The sequence below is a fragment of the Sphingobacterium multivorum genome, assembly GCF_039511225.1.
Classification (GTDB): domain Bacteria; phylum Bacteroidota; class Bacteroidia; order Sphingobacteriales; family Sphingobacteriaceae; genus Sphingobacterium.
Window position 1 is genome coordinate 5,349,184 of sequence record NZ_CP154261.1, and the last position, 19,101, is coordinate 5,368,284.

The following is a 19,101-nucleotide window of genomic DNA, read 5'->3' on the forward strand; positions in this document are numbered from 1 at the left end:
CAAATGAACAGTACAATATTACAGACCGCTACGCGGTATTTATTACCAATACTTTTACTTTTCTCGGTATTCCTTCTACTCCGGGGGCATTATTATCCGGGCGGAGGCTTCGTCGGAGGCCTAGTTGCTTCAATTGCCTTTGTTCTGCATAGTTTTGCCTTTGGCCCGCAAAATACCATGAAATTGATTCAATACAAACCCCTGTCACTTATTCCCATAGGATTAGGAATTTCGGCCATAAGTATGTTCTTACCCACATTTTTTGGCTATCCCGTCATGACCGGTCTTTGGCTGGAAGAGAAGATTCCCGTCATCGGGATGATAGGAACCGCCTTATTTTTTGACCTTGGTGTATACTTTGTTGTCATTGGCGTCGTCCTGACGATTTTATTTACAATTGCTTTAACGACTGAAGAAGAATAATGGAACTGATACTCGTACTCTTGATCGGCATCCTTTATGCTGCCGGAATATACCTCATCCTGCGTCGAAGCATGGTGAAACTGTTGCTGGGTATTATGTTACTGGGCAATGGTACCAATATCTTGATCTTCTTATTGGGAAATATTATTAAAGGTAAACCACCCATCATAGGTCCCGATTTGAAGGTATTCACCGATATTTATGCGGACCCGATTCCGCAAGCCCTTATTTTAACGGCCATCGTGATCAGCTTTGGCCTGACCTCCTTTGCCATCGTTTTACTCAAGCGTGTATATGCATTGCTGGGTACAGATGATCTGGATGATTTGAACACCCCTGAGGAAGAAGATATATGATAGACAACCACATTATTGCCACGATTATCGTGCATTTATTTATTGCTATTGTCCAACTGATGTTGTGGCGCAAATCCACTGCACAACGGTTTTTGAGCGTTGGTGGAAGTTTGCTCGCACTCATTCTTGCCTTTAAACTATTCTTCAAGGTTTATGACGGTGGTATCTTAACCATGAATGCGGCCAATTGGAAAGCTCCGTTTGGGATTGTCTTTGTTGCCGACCTATTCAGCAGTACCCTTGTTCTCCTGACTTCAATAGCAGGTCTGGCGGTCTCCATCTTTTCCTGTGTCGGTGTGGGACGCCAGCGCATCTTATACGGCTATTTCCCGATCTTTCACTTTTTGATGATGGGACTAAACGGCGCGTTTCTGACAGGTGACATCTTCAACCTGTACGTATGGTTTGAAGTCATTATTATTTCCTCTTTTGTACTCATGACCTTGGGCGGAAGAAAATCCCAATTGGAAGGAGCTGTAAAATATATGGCCATGAATATCCTGGCCTCCACGTTTTTCCTAACCGGCATAGGCATACTTTATGGTATTTCAGGTTCCTTAAACATGGCCGACTTGGCCCTGCGCATCCCCAAAATACAAAATCAGGCATTAGTAGAAATTACAGCCACATTTTTCCTGATCGGTTTTGGCATCAAATCCGCCGTTTTTCCACTCTATTTCTGGTTACCCTCTTCTTACCATACGCCGCCTTCAGCCGTAGCAGCGACATTTGGAGGCTTGTTGACCAAGGTTGGGATTTACGCCTTGTTCAGGGTCTTTTCACTATTATTTATTCCCAATCATTTTACCAAGGAGCTTCTTATCGTACTGGCCATATTGACCATCCTGACTGGCGCTTTTGGTGCATTGATCAAGACCAATATCCGAAGGTTATTTTCCTATTTGATCGTTTGCCATATTGGTTTTATGATTGGCGGTTTGGGCTTATATAGCAAATGGGCCTTATTGGGGGCAGTATTCTATCTGATCCATGATATTATGGTCAAAACGAATTTATTCCTCATCGCCGGTGTTATACGACAACTCCGTGGTACCATGGATATGAATAAACTGGGCGGACTTTATGCACAATACCCAAAGATCTCATTGCTTTTTGCCATTGTTCTTTTTTCACTGGTGGGCATCCCGCCACTCTCGGGCTTCTGGCCTAAAATCTATCTATTCAAAGATGCATTTCATTTGGAAAAGTATACATTCGCGGGAGCCCTGATTATTGGCAGTTTTATCACTTTGTTTGTCATCGCCAAAATGTGGGCACAGGTATTCTGGAAAGATGCACCTGATCCTGAAATCATTGAGGATAAATTTGCGGGCATGATTGGCTATAAAAGAACAATGCTCATACTTCCTGTTGTTATTTTGGCATCAGCGTCCCTGTATATCGGACTCAACGCCGAATCGATTATCCATGTCGCCGATGAGATTGCTACACAATTATTGGACACATCACCTTACATAAACGCTGTATTAGGAGGGCAGAAATGATATGATTAAACAGTTTTTAATGAACCTCATGTTATCCTTCATTTGGGTCGCACTAACGGGATCGATGTACTACACCAACTTCCTATTCGGCTTTATGTTGGGATTTGGTATCCTCTGGTTGATGAACAGGAATGAGGTAGATCAACGCTATTTTTATCGGGTACCCAAAACATTGAGTTTTATTCTTTTTTTCTTGTGGGAAATGATTGTCGCCAATGTGCAGGTAGCCTACGACGTGATAACACCCAAATTTTTTATCAAACCGGCGATTGTCAAATATCCCATGGATGCAAAAACCGATTTGGAAATAAACCTGCTTTCAACCTTTATCTCCTTGACACCCGGCACACTTATCCTTGACGTAAGTGAAGATAAAAAAACGCTCTTTATTCACGTCATGTATATGAAAAGCAAAGAACAGTTTGTTTCTACCCTTAAAAATAATGTTGAACGAAGACTTTTAGAACTCTTAAGATGACTTTAAATAGCTATTTTGATTATGTGATCCTTCCGATCTTGACTATTTCAGTCATACTGGCGTTTATCCGGCTGTATAAAGGTCCCCAAATATTTGATCGTGTGATTGCCCTCGATCTCATTATCACCATCGGAATTGGCATTATTACCGTTTATAGTATACGAACGTCGCAGGAAGTGTTTTTAGACATTGCCATGATCTTAGCGCTTATCGCATTTCTTGGCACGATCGCATTTTCATTTTATTTAGAAAAACAAAGCAAAGATGATTGATATTACTTTAGCCATACTCAGTACCATCGGGGCATTGGCCATACTATTTGCGTCTATTGGCATCTTGCGGATGCCCGATTTTTATTTACGTCTTTCGGTTACGGTAAAGGCAGCAACGCTGGGTGTGGGACTTTTACTCATCTGTGCGGCCATGACCTTCCCGGATGTATCCGTAACAACCAAGGCTATAGCCATTGGATTTTTTCTGATCCTAACGGCTCCGGTTGCCGCACACATGATTGGCAGAGCTGCTTATATACAGCGGGTGAAAACATGGAAGGGAACCACCTTAAATGACCTTGAAAAGGAAGGTAAATTAGATTGTCGAAAGGAAGATTTTTAAGAAAAGCTATACAGTTATTCCTAAAAATCTTCTTGTCTTTAGAACTTCTTGTCCTGATTAAAAGATAATACAAACAGGAGCAGGTACAGCAATTTCTTTCCCAGTATCTGTCAACAAGCCTGTTTTAGTATCCCGGCTAAACAAAACAATGTTGTTGGTATATTGATTGGCGATCAAAAGATATTTCCCATCCGGAGAAAGGTTGAAATTGCGCGGTCCTTTACCTTTTACTGAAAGATTGGCAATTTTCTTCAATTCCCCATCTTTCTCTACCGAAAAAGTAGCTATCGTATTGGCATCCCCACGATTGGTCGCATATAGAAACTTTCCATCAGCAGAGATCTTAATATCAGCGCCACCATTACTTCCTTTAAAACCTTCCGGGTTAATATCAAAAGTACTTTGATACATCCACGCATCACCATCTTTCTTATACGATGCAATTTGACCGGTCATTTCCAGGACGACATACAGGAATTTCTCTTTCTTATCAAACACAATATGACGTGGTCCTCCTCCAGCTGGCGTAAAGACATCTTCCGATTCATCAGCAAGGCTATAGACGTTTCCCGCTTTATTCACCGGATAAATAGAAATCTCATCCAAACCAAGATCTTGGACGTATAACTTATCCCCTTTATTCGAGAAAAAAGTAGAATGTACATGTGGCTTTTCTTGGCGTACAGGATCCACCCCCTTACCCTCGTGTTGTATTAAGCGTGCTCTTTTACTTAAAACACCATTACTTTCTAAATCAAACAGCGCCGCAGAGCCGCCCGTATAATTTGCCACGGCAAGCAAGCTACCCTTCGGATGTACTTCAACAAAACAAGGCGACTCTCCTCCAGAAGGAAGTGAGTTGAGAAAAGTTAAATGACCGTCCTTAAAAGAATAAGCCGAAACGGTCCCCTCTTGATTTGGAACCTCATTAACGGCATAAATAAAGTTATTATTTCGCGCTAAAAAGGATGGATCTTTACTCTCTTGTGTGCTCAACAAAGTTGTTTCACCAGTTTTAACATCAAAATTATAAATATAGATACCCTTGCTCGCAGTTTTGCTCGTATATGTTCCCACAAACATGGGAATCTGTTGCGCAAAACTAGCCAGAGGTAAAATCGTCATCAAATAAATAAATGCTTTTTTCATTGTAATTATTTTATAAATGTAGCTACTCCTGTGTTGAATGAGACCGTTACATCAAGTTTGTTTCTAAATTATGCGAGATCCCGCTCAAATTTCCCCATTCATTCCGCAGTGTGAGGATCTAAAACCCCGCCATTTTATAGGCGTAAATATCGTCAATAGACTTGTTAAATTTGGTTAAAACCGTCCTTTCTAATAGGCAAATGCGTATTTTAGCACATCAATTTTAACAATTCCAAAATCACCCATTTAAAATAGTGGGAATACAAAAATATTGTTAAATAAAAGTACGAATAATTCATATAATCTGATAATTTTGTGCTGTTGTTCAAAAAAGTATATATTGGACACAATTACTACGCATACCGCCAAGGCAGCGTGAATACTTGTGACAAAAGAATAAATGATGAACAAATAACCGAGTGAAATGATTTCATTTATACAAATGAAGAACGCTCATAATTACATAAATAATTTATACGGATGAAAAAAAACATTTATATATTGTTTTTATTGCTGTTTGCATCAATTCAGGCCAGTCTTGCGCAACGTCAAGTTATTGATCGCGTTGTCGCAACGGTTGGATCGGGCATTATCTTACAGTCCGACGTGGATATGCAATATTCTCAATGGTTAGCGCAAGGGAATAAACCAGATGAAAACTATAAAGATGGTATATTGGAACAGTTAATTGTCCAAAAATTATTATCTCAACAAGCCGTAATTGACTCTATTGATGTAACTGAGACCGAAGTTGATGACAACCTCAATGCGCGCCTGCGCCACATGTCCCAACAGGCTGGAGGGCAAGAACGCCTTGAAAAATTCCTCAACCGCTCCTTATTGCAATACAAAGAAGAAATGCGCCAGAGTGTTTTCGAGCAATTAAAAGCGCAGAAAATGAGACAAAACATCGTTTCCAAAATAGATGTAACACCCTTGGAGGTAAAGCGTTATTTTGAAGGCTTGAATAAAGATAGTCTTCCTTACTTCAATACCGAGGTAGAAATTGGTGAAATTGTCATGATGCCCAAATTGACCGATGCAGAGAAAAAGGAACAGCGCGAGAAGATTGAAGGTATCCGCAAACAGATTGTAGATGGCTCCGACTTTGGTACAATGGCTCGTATATACTCTCAAGATCCCGGATCTGCCCCCTATGGTGGTGATTTGGGTTTTGGTACACGTGACAATTACGTCAAAGAATTCTCTGCCATGGCTTTTAAATTAAAACCGGGAGAAATATCACCTATTGTCGAATCCAAATATGGCTTTCATATTATTCAGGTACTGGAAAGACGCGGTGAAGAGGTACACACACGCCATATCCTGATGAAGATCAATCCTGGCCCTGCAGCATTAGAACGAACAAAAAATAAATTGGACAGTATCTATAAATTGGTCGTTGATAAAAAAATGGATTTCTATCATGCCGCCACAAACTATTCTGATGCGGAGGAGAGTAAATTCAATGGTGGTATGATCCTAAATCAAGAGGGCTCAAGCCGCACAACCGTAATTCCTATGGATGGCTTGGAGAAATCAGTATTTACAGCGATCGATCCGCTAAAACCGGGAGAATACTCCAAACCAGAGCAATTTACAGACAAAATGGGCGATGTTGGTTACCGTTTCAATTACTTGAAAACACGTATCCCACCGCATAAAGCAAATTTGGACGAAGATTTCACAAAGATCAAAGAAGCCGCCGTTCAGGACAAAACCAATCGTAACCTGAGCAAATGGTTCGATGATAAATTGAAGACCACCTACATCAATATCAGTGATGACTTTGGTCACAGTGAAGGATTGAAAAAATGGAAGAAACAATAAGTGTACAACACTTAATCTATAAAAAAGGGCTTGAATATGTATTCAAGCCCTTTTTTATAGTACAATCGTCTTATTATTTTTCAAACATCATTTCGATCAAAATATTCCAGTTCGCTTTCTTCACATCATCCTTCGCCAATTCGCTCAGCTGCCAGATACGAATATAATTATACTTCACCACCTTATCCTTTTGTCGCACCGTTGCCGTTCCCTTGGTATAGGCAAAATCGCCACTATACGAACGTTTTACTTCTTCGGGGATTGTTTCTATCGTCATCCGTTGTTTTTTGAGATAAGCCATCATTTTTGCCTTTCCTTCCATCGGACTTGTCCAAGGGAACAAAAACCGGACGTCTTCGCTTAAAAACTCCTTATAAGCAGTTGGATTGTCAGCTTTCAAAACAGTTGACATCAATTTGTCCGTCTCCAAGACAATATCTTCACGCTGGTTTAAGCGTACTTTAGAGCGATGCTTCAGATACCACGAGTCGGTAGGTTCGATATATTCAAGATCAAACTCCCCGTCATTCCCGTTGTTTTCAACTTCGGCACGAATATCGACGAGCCACTTACCCTTTTTATTGCGTTTCCATACGGTCAGGTATTCTCCATGACGCAATCGAGCACCTACTTTCTGAAAGTCCATAGACCCCGAAGTTACACCAAACTCCTGACTTTTAGCAATCAACGCAAACGTAGGCTGCCAATTTAAAACATCGGGAATATTCGGTCTATTATTCAGATAGTTATACGCATTTACTGCTGAAGGGACATAAAACGTAGATTCCTTATCTATGATCGAAAGGAACGCCTGGTGCGGTGTAGACGCTTTCGCCAATGCAGCAGCATCCTTATCGGCCTGCAATAGGCTTCCAACTTTCTCAGGTATCTGCGCATATAGTGTTGTACCAGCAACACTCATCAATGCGACGACGGACAGCCTATTCCAAAAATTCATATGCAAAATGATCTTTCTTTTAAAGGTCATACGGAATAACCATTGGTTTCCACGATAACGTGTTTTTCCAATCAGAACATTCCATTCTATTCCTCTTTTATAAATTCGATTTCTTATCTATCAAATCTTATTCCAAAGTGTTCCTTCTTTGCTATCTTTCAATTGAATTCCAATAGAATTAAGCTCATCACGAATACGGTCTGAGGTGACGAAGTCTTTATTTGCTTTGGCTTCATTACGTAGTTTAATGACCAGATTCATCACCTCATCGATATCATCTGATACGGAAGTCTGATCGTTTCTAAGGCCTAGGATTTCCTCAACAAATTCTTTCATGAATAGTTTAAGCCCTTCCAATCCTTCAGCTGTTACTTTCGCCTTACCGTCATAAATCGAGTTGATGATACGTACAATTTCAAACAATTCGGCAATGAGTACAGGGCTATTAAAGTCGTCATCCATAGCAGCGTAACATTTGCGGCGAATTTCAGCTAAATTGAATGAATCAGCCCCTTTCGATACCTTCAACTTGTCTAAAAGACCGATCGCAGTCATGAGCCTTTTGTACCCCTTGTCAGCTGCATCCAATGCTTCATTGGAGAAATCCAATGTACTTCTATAATGCGCCTGTAACATAAAGAAGCGTACGGCCATCGGTGAGTAACCTCTATTCAATAGTGGATGATTTCCAGTGAATAGCTCGCCTGGTAAAAATCCATTTCCTGCAGATTTGGACATACGCGCACCGTTTACAGTCAACATATTCGTGTGCATCCAATATTTGGCTGGGCTCGTATGGTTACATGCTTCAGACTGTGCAATTTCATTGGTATGATGCGTTGCTGCCAAATCCATTCCACCACCATGAATATCAAACTGATCGCCTAAGTACTTTCTGCTCATGGCCGAACATTCGATATGCCAGCCCGGAAAGCCAACACTCCAAGGTGCAGGCCAACGCATAATCGTTTCAGGTTTTGCTTTGATCCACAAGGCAAAATCCAAACGCCCTTTTTTCTCATCCTGGCCACTCAATTCACGGGTATTATTGAGCATATCCTCCAATTTACGATTGGTCAAAATTGTATAATCGTATGTTTCAACGTATTTTTCAACATCAAAATAGACCGTACCGTTTCGCTCATAGGCATAGCCATTTTCGATAATCTGTTCGATCATTTCGATCTGCTCAGAAATATGTCCTGTCGCAGTAGGCTCAATACTGGGCGGCAAGGTATTGAAAAGACGCAATACATCATGAAAACCTATCGTATACTTTTGAACGATTTCCATCGGTTCCAACTGTTCCAATTTTGCTTTCTTTGCAAATTTGTCATCCCCTTCATCACGATCGCCTTCCAAGTGCCCCGCATCTGTAATATTGCGCACATAACGTACTTTATAACCAAGATGACGCAAGTATCTAAAAATCAAATCAAAAGACACAAACGTCCGACAGTTTCCCAAATGCACATCGCTGTACACGGTGGGGCCACAGACATACATACCAACGAGATTGGGATGAATAGGTTCGAATTTTTCTTTTGTTCGCGAAAGCGTATTGTATAAATAGAGATTATGGTCCATGTTTAATCGCTGCTTGGAAATCTATTTTTGTCTGAAATATATTTGAATTGGGACACCTGTAAAGTCAAAGTTCTCACGCAATTTGTTTTCAATAAAACGTTTGTATGGATCTTTGATGTATTGTGGCAGATTACAGAAGAAAGCAAACATCGGTGTCCGTCCTGGCAACTGTGTTGCATATTTAATTTTGATGTATTTACCCTTTAAGGATGGCGGTGGATAATTCTCGATAATATCCAACATCACTTCATTCAACTTGGAGGTAGGGATCTTTTTTGTCTTATTAACATAGACCTTGTCGGCAACTTCCAATACCTTAAGAACACGTTGTTTTTCGGTTACGGAAGTAAAGATAATAGGCACATCTGTGAATGGTGCTATTTTCTCTTTGATGCGATCTTCGAAAGCCTTCATTGTTTTGTTGTCCTTTTCGATCAAATCCCACTTATTGACAACAATGACAATACCTTTACGGTTCTTCTCCGCCAAGTTGAAAATATTAACGTCCTGCGCTTCTAATCCATCCTGTGCGTCAAGCATTAAAATTGTCACATCAGAATCCTCCAATGCTTTGATGGTACGCATCACCGAATAGAACTCAATATCTTCATTTACTTTGGACTTACGACGAAGACCTGCAGTATCGATCAATAAAAAGTTATGTCCATATTGATTGTAATGTATACGGATTGAATCACGCGTTGTCCCTGCCATTGGCGTTACAATATTGCGATCTTTGCCGATCAATGCGTTTGTCAAAGACGATTTACCCACATTCGGGCGGCCCACGATGGTATATTTTGGTAAGGATTCTTCTTCTTCCTCTTCCACTTCAAAATGAGAAACAACAGCATCCAACAACTCACCTGTACCGGATCCTGTAGCCGATGAGATGTTGAAGACCTCACCTAAACCAAAAGCATAAAACTCTGCCGATTCATGGTGCAATTTCGCGTGATCGACTTTATTCGCCACAACATACACAGGTTTAGAGCTTCTTCTTAGAATATCAGCGATTTCATCATCCAAGTCGGTAATGCCAGTGGTGACATCCACCATGAATATAACGACCGAAGCTTCTTCAATAGCGATATAAACCTGATCACGAATAGCCTCTTCAAAGACATCATCCGAACCATGTACAAAACCACCTGTATCAATTACTGTAAATTTCTTTCCGATCCACTCGGCTGTTTCATAATGACGGTCGCGCGTCACCCCGCTAAAGTCATCAACAATCGCTTTTCTACTTTCTGTAAGACGATTGAATAAGGTAGATTTACCAACATTTGGACGACCAACAATTGCAACAATATTTGCCATATTTATTTTATTTGATCCACCCACTATCACAGCAGATGGCACTTTTATGCTAAAAATATACTTAAGGGAACAAAGATACGGATTCGAAAGGGATTATCGCGACACAAAAACAAAAATGGCTTTACCGTGAAGTAAAGCCATTTATAGGGTTTAAATGATCAATATTACCTAGTTAGACGTTGGATTCTGCGTCAATTTGCCCGGATATGAATTGATCGCATCCTGTGGAATAAAATAAGTCACTCTAAAATCTGTCGGTACAATATCCTCAAATTGTTTTTGTGGCCCTGGATAGGTACGGTTTAATGGGTCTCCATTACGGAACACATCGTAGCTGCGCTCAGCCTGATAAGCCAATTCCAACTGACGCTCTTTGTCGATCAGTTTACTTGCATTGGTAGCATCAATTGAGGTATATCCACCATTAACAATAGAACGATTTCTAATGGTATTTAAATCATTTAATGCAGCGCCATAGTTACCTAATTTTGCATTAGCTTCGGCACGGTTTAAATAAATTTCACCCAAGCGGCTGATGACAGGCGAGTGCAATTGTGACTCCTCGCCTTCACGTGAGCATTTCACAATATAAAACTGTGGATAAGCACGGTTTAAGGAAATATAGTAGTCAATCATACCAGTGTATGTTTTACCATCTGCATAGGCAATTTTATAAGTTTGCTGCGCAGCATTGACAGCGGTCAATGTATAGACATGATCACCATCTTTACAAGTCACGGTATTACCGTTTATGGTAGCAGGAGCCTGCACATAGCTTAGTGTAACCGGATCGCCTGCTTTTTTGGGTACATCCTGTTTAATAAACCGAAAAACAGTTGTGTATTTTCCCGCATCATCTTTTGAATATGTAGGTTCAATAAATGCTGCGCGTGCGTCGACAATGGTATAATGATCAGGTCTCCAATCATTGCGACCAGTTTCATTCAATAAATCAATGTACTTGGCACTGGAATACATCTCACCCCAGCCCATACCACCGATATTGGAGTACATACCACCAATACCATAATAGTGATCATCACCTGAAAATTCAGAAGCGACACGTTTCACCGCAAAGATGGTCTCCTTGTTATCTTCTGGTCTAAATGTATTGTATTTCATGAATTGCTCACGGCCCAACAGGACATATTTACCTGAGTTAATTACTTTATCCGCATATTCTACAGCAAGGCGCGCGTATTCCGCATTTGGATTTTTATACGTACCACTCATATACAGATATATACGGGAAAGCATCGCTTGCGCCGCACCCTTAGACGCATATGCTGCCCCTTTATCAAGGGTCATTAAAGCTTCCGCTTTCTTCAGATCACTGATCGCTTGCGCATAAGTATCTTTTACAGACGCACGATCGGGCAAGTTCAAATCATTAAAAACATCTTCAGGTGTACCATTGACGATCGGAACGCCTAAGTTTGTTTCTGGACTTTGGTAGTATGGCTTGCCGAATGCGCGACAAAGGTAAAAGTACATCATCCCGCGGATGTAATAACATTCACCTATTTTATTATCCATTTCTGGACTCTGACCTTCCGCAAACATCTTAATCAGGTTCGACGATTGAGCGATCGCTTTATAACCGCTATCCCAAAAATTCTGCAAACGGTAATTATTCGGTGTCCTTGCATAGGAGATAAATTCATAAAATGCATCTGTCGATGAACCACGGATCATCATATTATCACCGGCGTATTCACCAAGACGGTGCATCGGATCAGACCAAGCTTTTAACTGCGCATAAGTACCTGTTACCATGGCATCAGGATTACTTGCAATATTCTCTTCGTCCATCGAAGTATAAGGAAGACGATCGATATCGCAGGAGGATACTGCTGCTGCGATTAAAAGTCCAATTAATATCTTTTTCATTGTTGATTTTCTAAACGTTAAAATTAAAATGTCACACTTGCGCCGAACATGTATTTACGAACCATTGGATATACAGAAACGCCTGTAGATCTGATCATTTGACCGCCCCCGCCTTTACCATCTGGCTCAGTCAAAGGAAGCTCCGGATCAACACCCGAGTAGTTTGTAATCGTAAACAAATTCTCTCCAGCTAAGAATACACGTAAATTTTTGATGTTATACTTTTTCAGGTCAAAGTTGTAACCCAAAGTCAACGATCTCATTTTTAGAAAATTGTTACTTTCCAAGAAGCGTGTTGACGGTGAATTACCTTTATCTTGGTTATCGTATCTTGCTATCGGATGAGTAGCAACATCACCAGGTTTTTCCCAACGGCTCCAACCATCCTGTAATTTCATCTGATTACGATCCGTATAGGTTCCATCTGAATCAAATTCCTGACGCGAATAATTATATAATTTACCACCTAATGAGAAACCGAACACCGCATTCAGGTCAAACTGCTTATAACTTAAAGCCGTACTGAAACCGCCGAAAAGATCTGGATTTCCTTTTCCTACATTACGGAAAGTTGCATTGGAATAGTTCGATGTCGTTGTCCTTGTTTCATTGCCATTCGCATCTGTTTCGTATCTATACCACATGGGCAAACCATTATCCACGTTAACACCAGCCCATTCTTTCAAGTAATAGGTATCTACCGGAAAACCAGGCTGCAGCAAACGTTGCGCCGATCCGGCGATTCCTGATCCGTCCCCTGCGATAATTGGTTTTGAAACAAGATTACCGTTGGCATCTTTTGTCGCAAATAGCTCGGTCAATTTATTCACATTGTGACTTAAATTAACATCCAAACTCCAATGTACATTGTCATTGCGAACGATATCACCGCCGATGGTCAGTTCAATCCCCCGGTTTTGCATCTTACCAATATTTTTCCAGATAGAAGTAACACCCGTCAGACCACTGATCGGCACTTGATAAAGTACATTATCGGTCTTTTTGTCGTAATAATCAACATTGAATCGCAATCTATTCTTAAATAAGGCAGCATCAACCCCAAAACCTGTTGTGTATGTTTTTTCCCAGGTTAGATCTTTATTACCGATTTGACTAATTAATGCTCCTGGTATACCATTATAACTTGACGATGCAGACACAGAGTAAAGACTATATTGCGGATACAACGAACTTGGTCTATTACCTACCGATCCGTAAGCCGCTCGCAGTTTTAAATTATCTACCCAATCAGCCTTGAACCACTCTTCCTTATTGATATTCCAACCACCACTAACGGAAAAGAAGTTTCCATATTTTGCATTGGTACCAAAATTGGATGCTCCATCGCGACGGAACGACACCTGTGCCAGATATTTATTATCGTATGCATAGTTTGCATTCGACAAGAATGACTGTACTGCCCATTCGGAAATTCCGCCTTTGGTACGTTCTGGCTTTGCAACAACATCCAATACCTCAAAACCATTGACAATACCTGTTCCGTATGCATCTAAAGTTTTGGTCCAGTAGTCGTTAAATTCGTATGCAGCCAATCCATTCAGGCTATGTTTATCCCAGGTCTTGTTGAAACGCAAGATTTGGTTGGTATAACGGCGCGCAAACTCCATCCGATAATCCGTTACACGGCCAATTACGCTTTCACCGCTATTTGATCGCGGATCTTGATAACCACTATCAGAATAACTATTGTAACGATAATTGTTGACAGAAGAAAATGTCAACCAATCTGTTAATTTGATATCGAAATCTAAGTTACCCATAAATTCATAATTGGTATTGGCACTATGATTCCATTGCAAGTCATACAAGTAATTCGTGCTTGCGTTGTTGACCCAGCCACTATAACGGTGTGGCACCAAATTTCCATTTGCATCGTAAGGACTATCCCAAGGCAGGTTCCCATACATGGCATTGACATCATATTGACGATCATCTACTGCGCGTCTCGATCCGGCAATAGATGGCTTGATGGTCAACCAGTCGAAAGGTTTATAGTTGGTACGTAATCTAAAGTTATAACGATCGTAATCATACCCTTTTACAGCACCGGCTTCGTTGTAGTAACCTAAAGACAAATAAGACTGTAATTTATCATTTCCACCCTGAATGGATAAATTGTGGTTTTGGACAAACCCGGTCTTCGTTGCTAGCTTCCACCAATCGAAGTTACTGTTGCGTAACTCAGTGTTCCAGCGTGGAAATTTAATTTTATCTTGATTGGAGAATGACGCAAAGTAGTCATAAAGTTCAGCACCATCCATCATTTCCATGTGTCCATTGGAAAGCTGATTGATACCCATTTTCGTAGAAAAGCTAATGCTTGTTTTGGAAGCCGAAGGATTTTTTGTTGTAACGACAACGACACCATTTGCACCTTGAGAACCATAAATAGATGTTGAGGCAGCATCTTTTAGGATAGTCAATGATTCAATGTCATCTGGATTGATATCACCTGGGCTTGAGCCAACGATAACACCATCAATAACCCACAACGGGCTCGTCGTACCACTTAAGGTTGCCTGGCCACGAATCACAACACCACCATTTGATCCCGGTTTACCAGCTCCTGGTGCAACATATACTCCGGCAGCTTTACCATTCAGCATGTTTTCGACCGACGGCGTAGTGACATCACGTAATTTGTTTCCTTTAACAGCCTGAAGGGCACCGGTCAAACTTTCTTTTTTCTGTTGTGTTCCATACCCAACGACAACAACTTCCTGGAGTGCTTCGCTATTGGACTCCAGATTAATGTTAACAACCGGTCCTGTCACCGTCACTTCTTGTGTTTTATAACCAACACTCGTAACGACCAGCACATCACCATTTTTAGCATCTATCGTAAACCGTCCATCTACTCCTGCAGATGTCGATTTAGCGCTCCCTTTAACACTAATGGTTGCTCCAGCCAATGGGCCGTCTGTAGACTGCACTTTTCCATTCACTTTTTGTTGATAAACTGCGTCATTCAACAAAATATTGTTGTTTGGAAACGTAAGACCATTAGCATTAGCCGAGTTGTGTGTACTTGTAATGAGTAAAGCTAATGATAACAGACTCAACTTGTGATTGTCGAGAATCTTTGAAATCATAATATTTAATAGTTAGTTTAAAAATTGATTAGCGTGCTAATCAAAATTTAGGTACATGAATGCTAAAACTAAAGGATGATGACAGTATATCAAAATTTAGTAGCAACGAAATCGATTGCGCCAATTAAACAAACGATTGCATAAACACACATTTTACAATGCAATCCACTATCAAAAAATTAGAACGATTAGGTTAACAGCAAAAGGTAGTTTTTTAACAACCTGAGGACAATCGATAAAGAGAAAGTTAGCAGCGTAGGCAACAAGGTAATCCTGAAAAAAAGGTGGTATTATAGCGTAATTTAGCGCACAAAAAAAGCCAAGATATTCAACTCGGCTTTTTTCTTTTAGTAGCGGGGACCAGACTCGAACTAGTGACCTTCGGGTTATGAGCCCGACGAGCTACCAACTGCTCCACCCCGCAATGTATTTTAAATGTCTTGAAAAGAACCGATCATTGCAATCGGCTCTTTCTTTAGTAGCGGGGACCAGACTCGAACTAGTGACCTTCGGGTTATGAGCCCGACGAGCTACCAACTGCTCCACCCCGCAATGTATTTTAAATGTCTTGAAAAGAACCGATCATTGCAACCGGCTCTTTCTTTTAGTAGCGGGGACCAGACTCGAACTAGTGACCTTCGGGTTATGAGCCCGACGAGCTACCAACTGCTCCACCCCGCAATGTATTTTAAATTTCTTAAAAAGAACCGATCATTGCAATCGGCTCTTTCTTTTAGTAGCGGGGACCAGACTCGAACTAGTGACCTTCGGGTTATGAGCCCGACGAGCTACCAACTGCTCCACCCCGCAATGTATTTTAAATGTCTTGAAAAGAACCGATCATTGCAATCGGCTCTTTCTTTAGTAGCGGGGACCAGACTCGAACTAGTGACCTTCGGGTTATGAGCCCGACGAGCTACCAACTGCTCCACCCCGCAATATATTTTTGAACAAAATTGCTTTTTTCTTTTGAAAAAACAAGATTATGATCCTTCCGAATTGGAGTACAAAGATATATTTTGTTTCTTTGTAATCCTAATAAAATTTAGAAAAATGTCACACAAAGCAGGATTCGTAAGTATCATCGGAAAGCCAAATGCTGGTAAGTCCACCCTAATGAACGCTTTAGTGGGTGAAAAAATGTCTATCATTACACCCAAAGCGCAAACGACAAGACACCGCATTATCGGTATTGTAAACGATGAAGACCATCAAATTGTGTTTTCGGACACCCCCGGTGTTATCAAACCAAACTATTCTTTGCAAGAATCGATGATGAATTTTGTCCAAGGTTCGTTGATCGATGCAGACATTATTTTATTTGTGACAGATATCCACGAAAAATACGATGAGAACGATGTACTGGAGAAATTACGTAAAACAAATTCCCCTGTTGCCGTGCTGATCAACAAAATTGATAAATCTTCGGAAGAAGAGGTCAAGGCTAAGATTGAATTTTGGCAGGAAAAATTAAATCCAGATACCGTTTTTGCGATTTCAGCAAAATTAAATCATAATGTTGCCGCCGTGATGCACTACATCAAGGACAAGTTACCAATTCACGAAGCCTATTATGAGAAAGATGAACTAACGGATAAGTCCATGCGCTTCTTCGTCTCTGAGATGATCCGTGAAAAAGTATTCAAACTATACGATAAGGAAATCCCCTACAGTACAGAGGTAATCGTCACGTCATACAAAGAAGAAGCAAATATCACACGTATTGCTGCCGAAATTATTGTAGAGCGCGATTCTCAAAAAAATATTATCATCGGAAAAGCAGGCGCCATGATCAAAAAAGTCGGCACCTATGCACGCCAGGATATTGAAGAGTTTATCGGCGGAAAAGTATTCCTCGAACTTTTTGTTAAGGTGATTCCTGATTGGAGAAGTAAAAAGAACTACCTTAAACGTTTCGGTTACGATGATTAATTCGCTTTGAAAAGTTCGTACGGAGACCTTTTATACCGACCTCTACTGCACGAACTGTTCTTACTCGAAATTTTTACGTTGCAAAATATTCACGAAGTGCTTTAATCTGTTTCAGATTAAGCACTTTTTTTAGCTCTTCATCGGAGGCTTCCTTCACTTTTTTCACCGATTTAAATTCAGTTAATACTTTCTCAACCGTTGTTTTACCAATACCCGGAACGTTTTCCAGCTCTGAAACGAAGGTTTTCCGGCTCCGTTGATTCCTGTGGAAGGTGATTCCGAAGCGGTGTGCTTCATCCCGGAGATGTTGAATGACCTTGAGGGTTTCAGACTTCTTATCCAAATAAAGTGGGTACTGATCACCCGGATAGAAAAGCTCCTCAAGTCTTTTGGCAATACCGATGACCGTTACTTTCCGTTCTATCCCCAACAAGCGCAGACTCTTTAAGGCCGCGCCTAGCTGCCCCTTTCCCCCATCGATGATGATCAATTGCGGCAAAGGCTGATCTTCATCCAATAATCGCCTATAGCGTCTAAAAACAGCCTCCTCCATCGTAGCAAAATCATTGGGCCCCTCCACGGTTTTCACATTAAAATGGCGGTAATCTTTCTTTGAAGGTTTTGCATCCTTAAAGACAACAATAGCCGATACGGGATAATTACCCTGAATATTCGAGTTATCGAAACATTCAATATGTTGTGGGAGCACATTCATACGCAGATCTTTTTGCATCTGCTTTAAGATGCGCTCCGTCCGAATATCCGGATTAAGCTTTTCATATTGCAACAGACGCTCTTTTCTAAAAAATGCGACGTTCTTTTGGGAAAGTTCCAGCAATTTTTTCTTTTCCCCCAACTTCGGGATGGTAAATCGAATCCGTTCGTTCTCTTCAATATCCAATTCAAAAGGTACGATAATTTCCCGCGAAAGACTTTTGAAGCGCTCCCGGATCTCTGGTATGGCCAAGGCCAAAAGCTCCTGTTCGCTCTCGTCCAAACGCCGTTTCATTTCGAGGGTCTGTGTCTGAATAATAACCCCATTCATAACTTTCAAATAATTGACAAAAGCGTACCCCTCGTCTGAAGCAATACTAAATACATCCACATTGGTAATGGAGGAGTTGACCACCGTCGACTTGCTCTGGTAATTGTCCAGCTTATCCAGCTTGGCCTTCATTAACTGCGCTCTTTCAAAATCCAAAGCCGCAGCTGCTGCACCAATACTTTCCTTTAAACGATTGGTCACCACAGCAATCTTTCCGTTCAGAATATCCTTGATATCACTCAGGTTCTGATCGTAGTCGTCTTCTGACTGATACCCTTCGCAGGGCCCCTTACAATTTCCGATTTGATATTCAAGACAGATCTTAAACTTGCCTTTCCGTATGTTTTCCTGTGTGAGGGCCAAATTGCAGGTACGGAGGGGAAATAATTCACGGATCAGATCCAATACAATATGCATCATCCCCACCGAAGGATAGGGGCCATAATAACGAGACCCATCCTTGATATATTGTCTGGTCCAAAAAACCCGCGGAAAAGGTTCGTTCTTGATGACAATCCATGGATAGGTTTTATCATCCTTCAACAGAACGTTATACTTGGGCTTGTGTTTTTTGATCAATGAATTCTCAAGCAACCAAGCATCAATCTCCGTGTCAACTATAGTAAAAGATATACGGTTGATTTTGCGAACCAAAACACGGGTTTTGCCATTCAGCTGATTTTCATTCACGAAATACGAACCGACCCGATTACGCAGATCCTTCGCTTTACCGATATAGATCAGCTCACTATTTTTATCAAAATACTGATAGACTCCCGGTCGATGTGGTATCTTTTTTAATTCTTCTCTATAATCAAATACGTCCATTACGTTCCAATATCAAACATGTTCAGCAAAAAGGCCAGACAACAAATCTCGAAAAAATTTATTATCTGG

Annotated in this window: 15 protein-coding genes and 5 tRNA genes; 8 read left to right on the forward strand and 12 right to left on the reverse strand. The window is 40.8% G+C overall.

Annotation, left to right across the window (positions count from 1 at the left end; all coding sequences use genetic code 11):
- The first annotated feature begins 3 nt into the window (after window positions 1-3).
- From AAH582_RS22390 to mnhG, 6 genes are read left to right on the forward strand one after another with little or no spacing between them, the layout of a single operon-like run.
- Window positions 4-423 carry a Na+/H+ antiporter subunit B gene (locus AAH582_RS22390; protein WP_343320672.1) on the forward strand — a complete coding sequence of 140 codons (420 nt, stop codon included), beginning with the start codon at window positions 4-6 and terminating at the stop codon, window positions 421-423.
- Complete coding sequence (locus AAH582_RS22395) at window positions 423-779, forward strand: Na+/H+ antiporter subunit C (RefSeq protein ID WP_046671609.1); 357 nt, start codon at window positions 423-425, stop codon at window positions 777-779. The genes AAH582_RS22390 and AAH582_RS22395 overlap by 1 nt, the downstream gene beginning before the upstream one ends.
- Entirely contained in the window at window positions 776-2,284 is a 1,509-nt protein-coding gene (locus AAH582_RS22400) for a proton-conducting transporter membrane subunit (RefSeq protein WP_343320673.1), read from the forward strand. Before AAH582_RS22395 ends, AAH582_RS22400 begins: the two co-directional genes overlap by 4 nt.
- Before the next feature lie 19 nt (window positions 2,285-2,303).
- A complete protein-coding gene (locus tag AAH582_RS22405) occupies window positions 2,304-2,762 on the forward strand; it encodes a Na+/H+ antiporter subunit E (protein ID WP_227550155.1) in 459 nt (152 codons plus the stop codon).
- Window positions 2,759-3,034, forward strand: a complete 276-nt coding sequence (locus AAH582_RS22410) for a monovalent cation/H+ antiporter complex subunit F (RefSeq protein ID WP_046671612.1) — start codon at window positions 2,759-2,761, stop codon at window positions 3,032-3,034. Before AAH582_RS22405 ends, AAH582_RS22410 begins: the two co-directional genes overlap by 4 nt.
- Window positions 3,027-3,377, forward strand: a complete 351-nt coding sequence (gene mnhG, locus AAH582_RS22415) for a monovalent cation/H(+) antiporter subunit G (protein ID WP_046671613.1) — start codon at window positions 3,027-3,029, stop codon at window positions 3,375-3,377. Before AAH582_RS22410 ends, mnhG begins: the two co-directional genes overlap by 8 nt.
- A 57-nt stretch (window positions 3,378-3,434) precedes the next feature.
- Here the strand turns inward: mnhG and AAH582_RS22420 are convergent, their stop codons facing one another.
- Complete coding sequence (locus AAH582_RS22420) at window positions 3,435-4,526, reverse strand: lactonase family protein (protein WP_343320674.1); 1,092 nt, start codon at window positions 4,524-4,526, stop codon at window positions 3,435-3,437.
- Window positions 4,527-5,006: 480 nt separating this feature from the next.
- Here AAH582_RS22420 and AAH582_RS22425 point away from each other — a divergent pair, with 480 nt between their 5' ends.
- Window positions 5,007-6,356 carry a peptidylprolyl isomerase gene (locus AAH582_RS22425; protein WP_343320675.1) on the forward strand — a complete coding sequence of 450 codons (1,350 nt, stop codon included), beginning with the start codon at window positions 5,007-5,009 and terminating at the stop codon, window positions 6,354-6,356.
- A 73-nt stretch (window positions 6,357-6,429) separates the two neighbouring features.
- Here AAH582_RS22425 and AAH582_RS22430 read toward each other — a convergent pair whose 3' ends face one another.
- The 10 genes from AAH582_RS22430 to AAH582_RS22475 form a co-directional block, all read right to left on the reverse strand.
- Entirely contained in the window at window positions 6,430-7,314 is an 885-nt protein-coding gene (locus tag AAH582_RS22430) for a DUF4440 domain-containing protein (RefSeq protein WP_046672024.1), read from the reverse strand.
- A 120-nt stretch (window positions 7,315-7,434) separates the two neighbouring features.
- The gene (gene cysS / locus AAH582_RS22435; RefSeq protein WP_343320676.1) at window positions 7,435-8,901 is read right to left on the reverse strand and encodes a cysteine--tRNA ligase; all 1,467 of its coding nucleotides are present in this window, start codon (window positions 8,899-8,901) and stop codon (window positions 7,435-7,437) included.
- A gap of 21 nt (window positions 8,902-8,922) precedes the next feature.
- Window positions 8,923-10,224 (reverse strand): ribosome biogenesis GTPase Der, encoded by a 1,302-nt coding sequence (gene der / locus AAH582_RS22440; protein ID WP_046672054.1) that lies wholly within the window; start codon window positions 10,222-10,224, stop codon window positions 8,923-8,925.
- A gap of 168 nt (window positions 10,225-10,392) precedes the next feature.
- Entirely contained in the window at window positions 10,393-12,114 is a 1,722-nt protein-coding gene (locus AAH582_RS22445; RefSeq protein WP_046672026.1) for a RagB/SusD family nutrient uptake outer membrane protein, read from the reverse strand.
- Between the two features lie 23 nt (window positions 12,115-12,137).
- On the reverse strand, window positions 12,138-15,227 hold the full coding sequence (locus AAH582_RS22450; protein ID WP_084823050.1) for a SusC/RagA family TonB-linked outer membrane protein: 3,090 nt from the start codon (window positions 15,225-15,227) through the stop codon (window positions 12,138-12,140).
- Between the two features lie 351 nt (window positions 15,228-15,578).
- Window positions 15,579-15,651, reverse strand: a tRNA-Met gene (locus AAH582_RS22455).
- A 55-nt stretch (window positions 15,652-15,706) separates the two neighbouring features.
- Window positions 15,707-15,779, reverse strand: a tRNA-Met gene (locus tag AAH582_RS22460).
- A 56-nt stretch (window positions 15,780-15,835) separates the two neighbouring features.
- Window positions 15,836-15,908, reverse strand: a tRNA-Met gene (locus AAH582_RS22465).
- A gap of 56 nt (window positions 15,909-15,964) precedes the next feature.
- Window positions 15,965-16,037, reverse strand: a tRNA-Met gene (locus AAH582_RS22470).
- A 55-nt stretch (window positions 16,038-16,092) separates the two neighbouring features.
- Window positions 16,093-16,165: transfer RNA gene (locus tag AAH582_RS22475), tRNA-Met, on the reverse strand.
- A gap of 115 nt (window positions 16,166-16,280) precedes the next feature.
- Here AAH582_RS22475 and era point away from each other — a divergent pair.
- Entirely contained in the window at window positions 16,281-17,159 is an 879-nt protein-coding gene (era, locus tag AAH582_RS22480; protein ID WP_120335241.1) for a GTPase Era, read from the forward strand.
- A gap of 73 nt (window positions 17,160-17,232) precedes the next feature.
- On the opposite strand, the gene uvrC is transcribed toward era, so the two are convergent.
- Entirely contained in the window at window positions 17,233-19,032 is a 1,800-nt protein-coding gene (gene uvrC, locus AAH582_RS22485; RefSeq protein WP_046672028.1) for an excinuclease ABC subunit UvrC, read from the reverse strand.
- Window positions 19,033-19,101 lie beyond the last annotated feature (69 nt).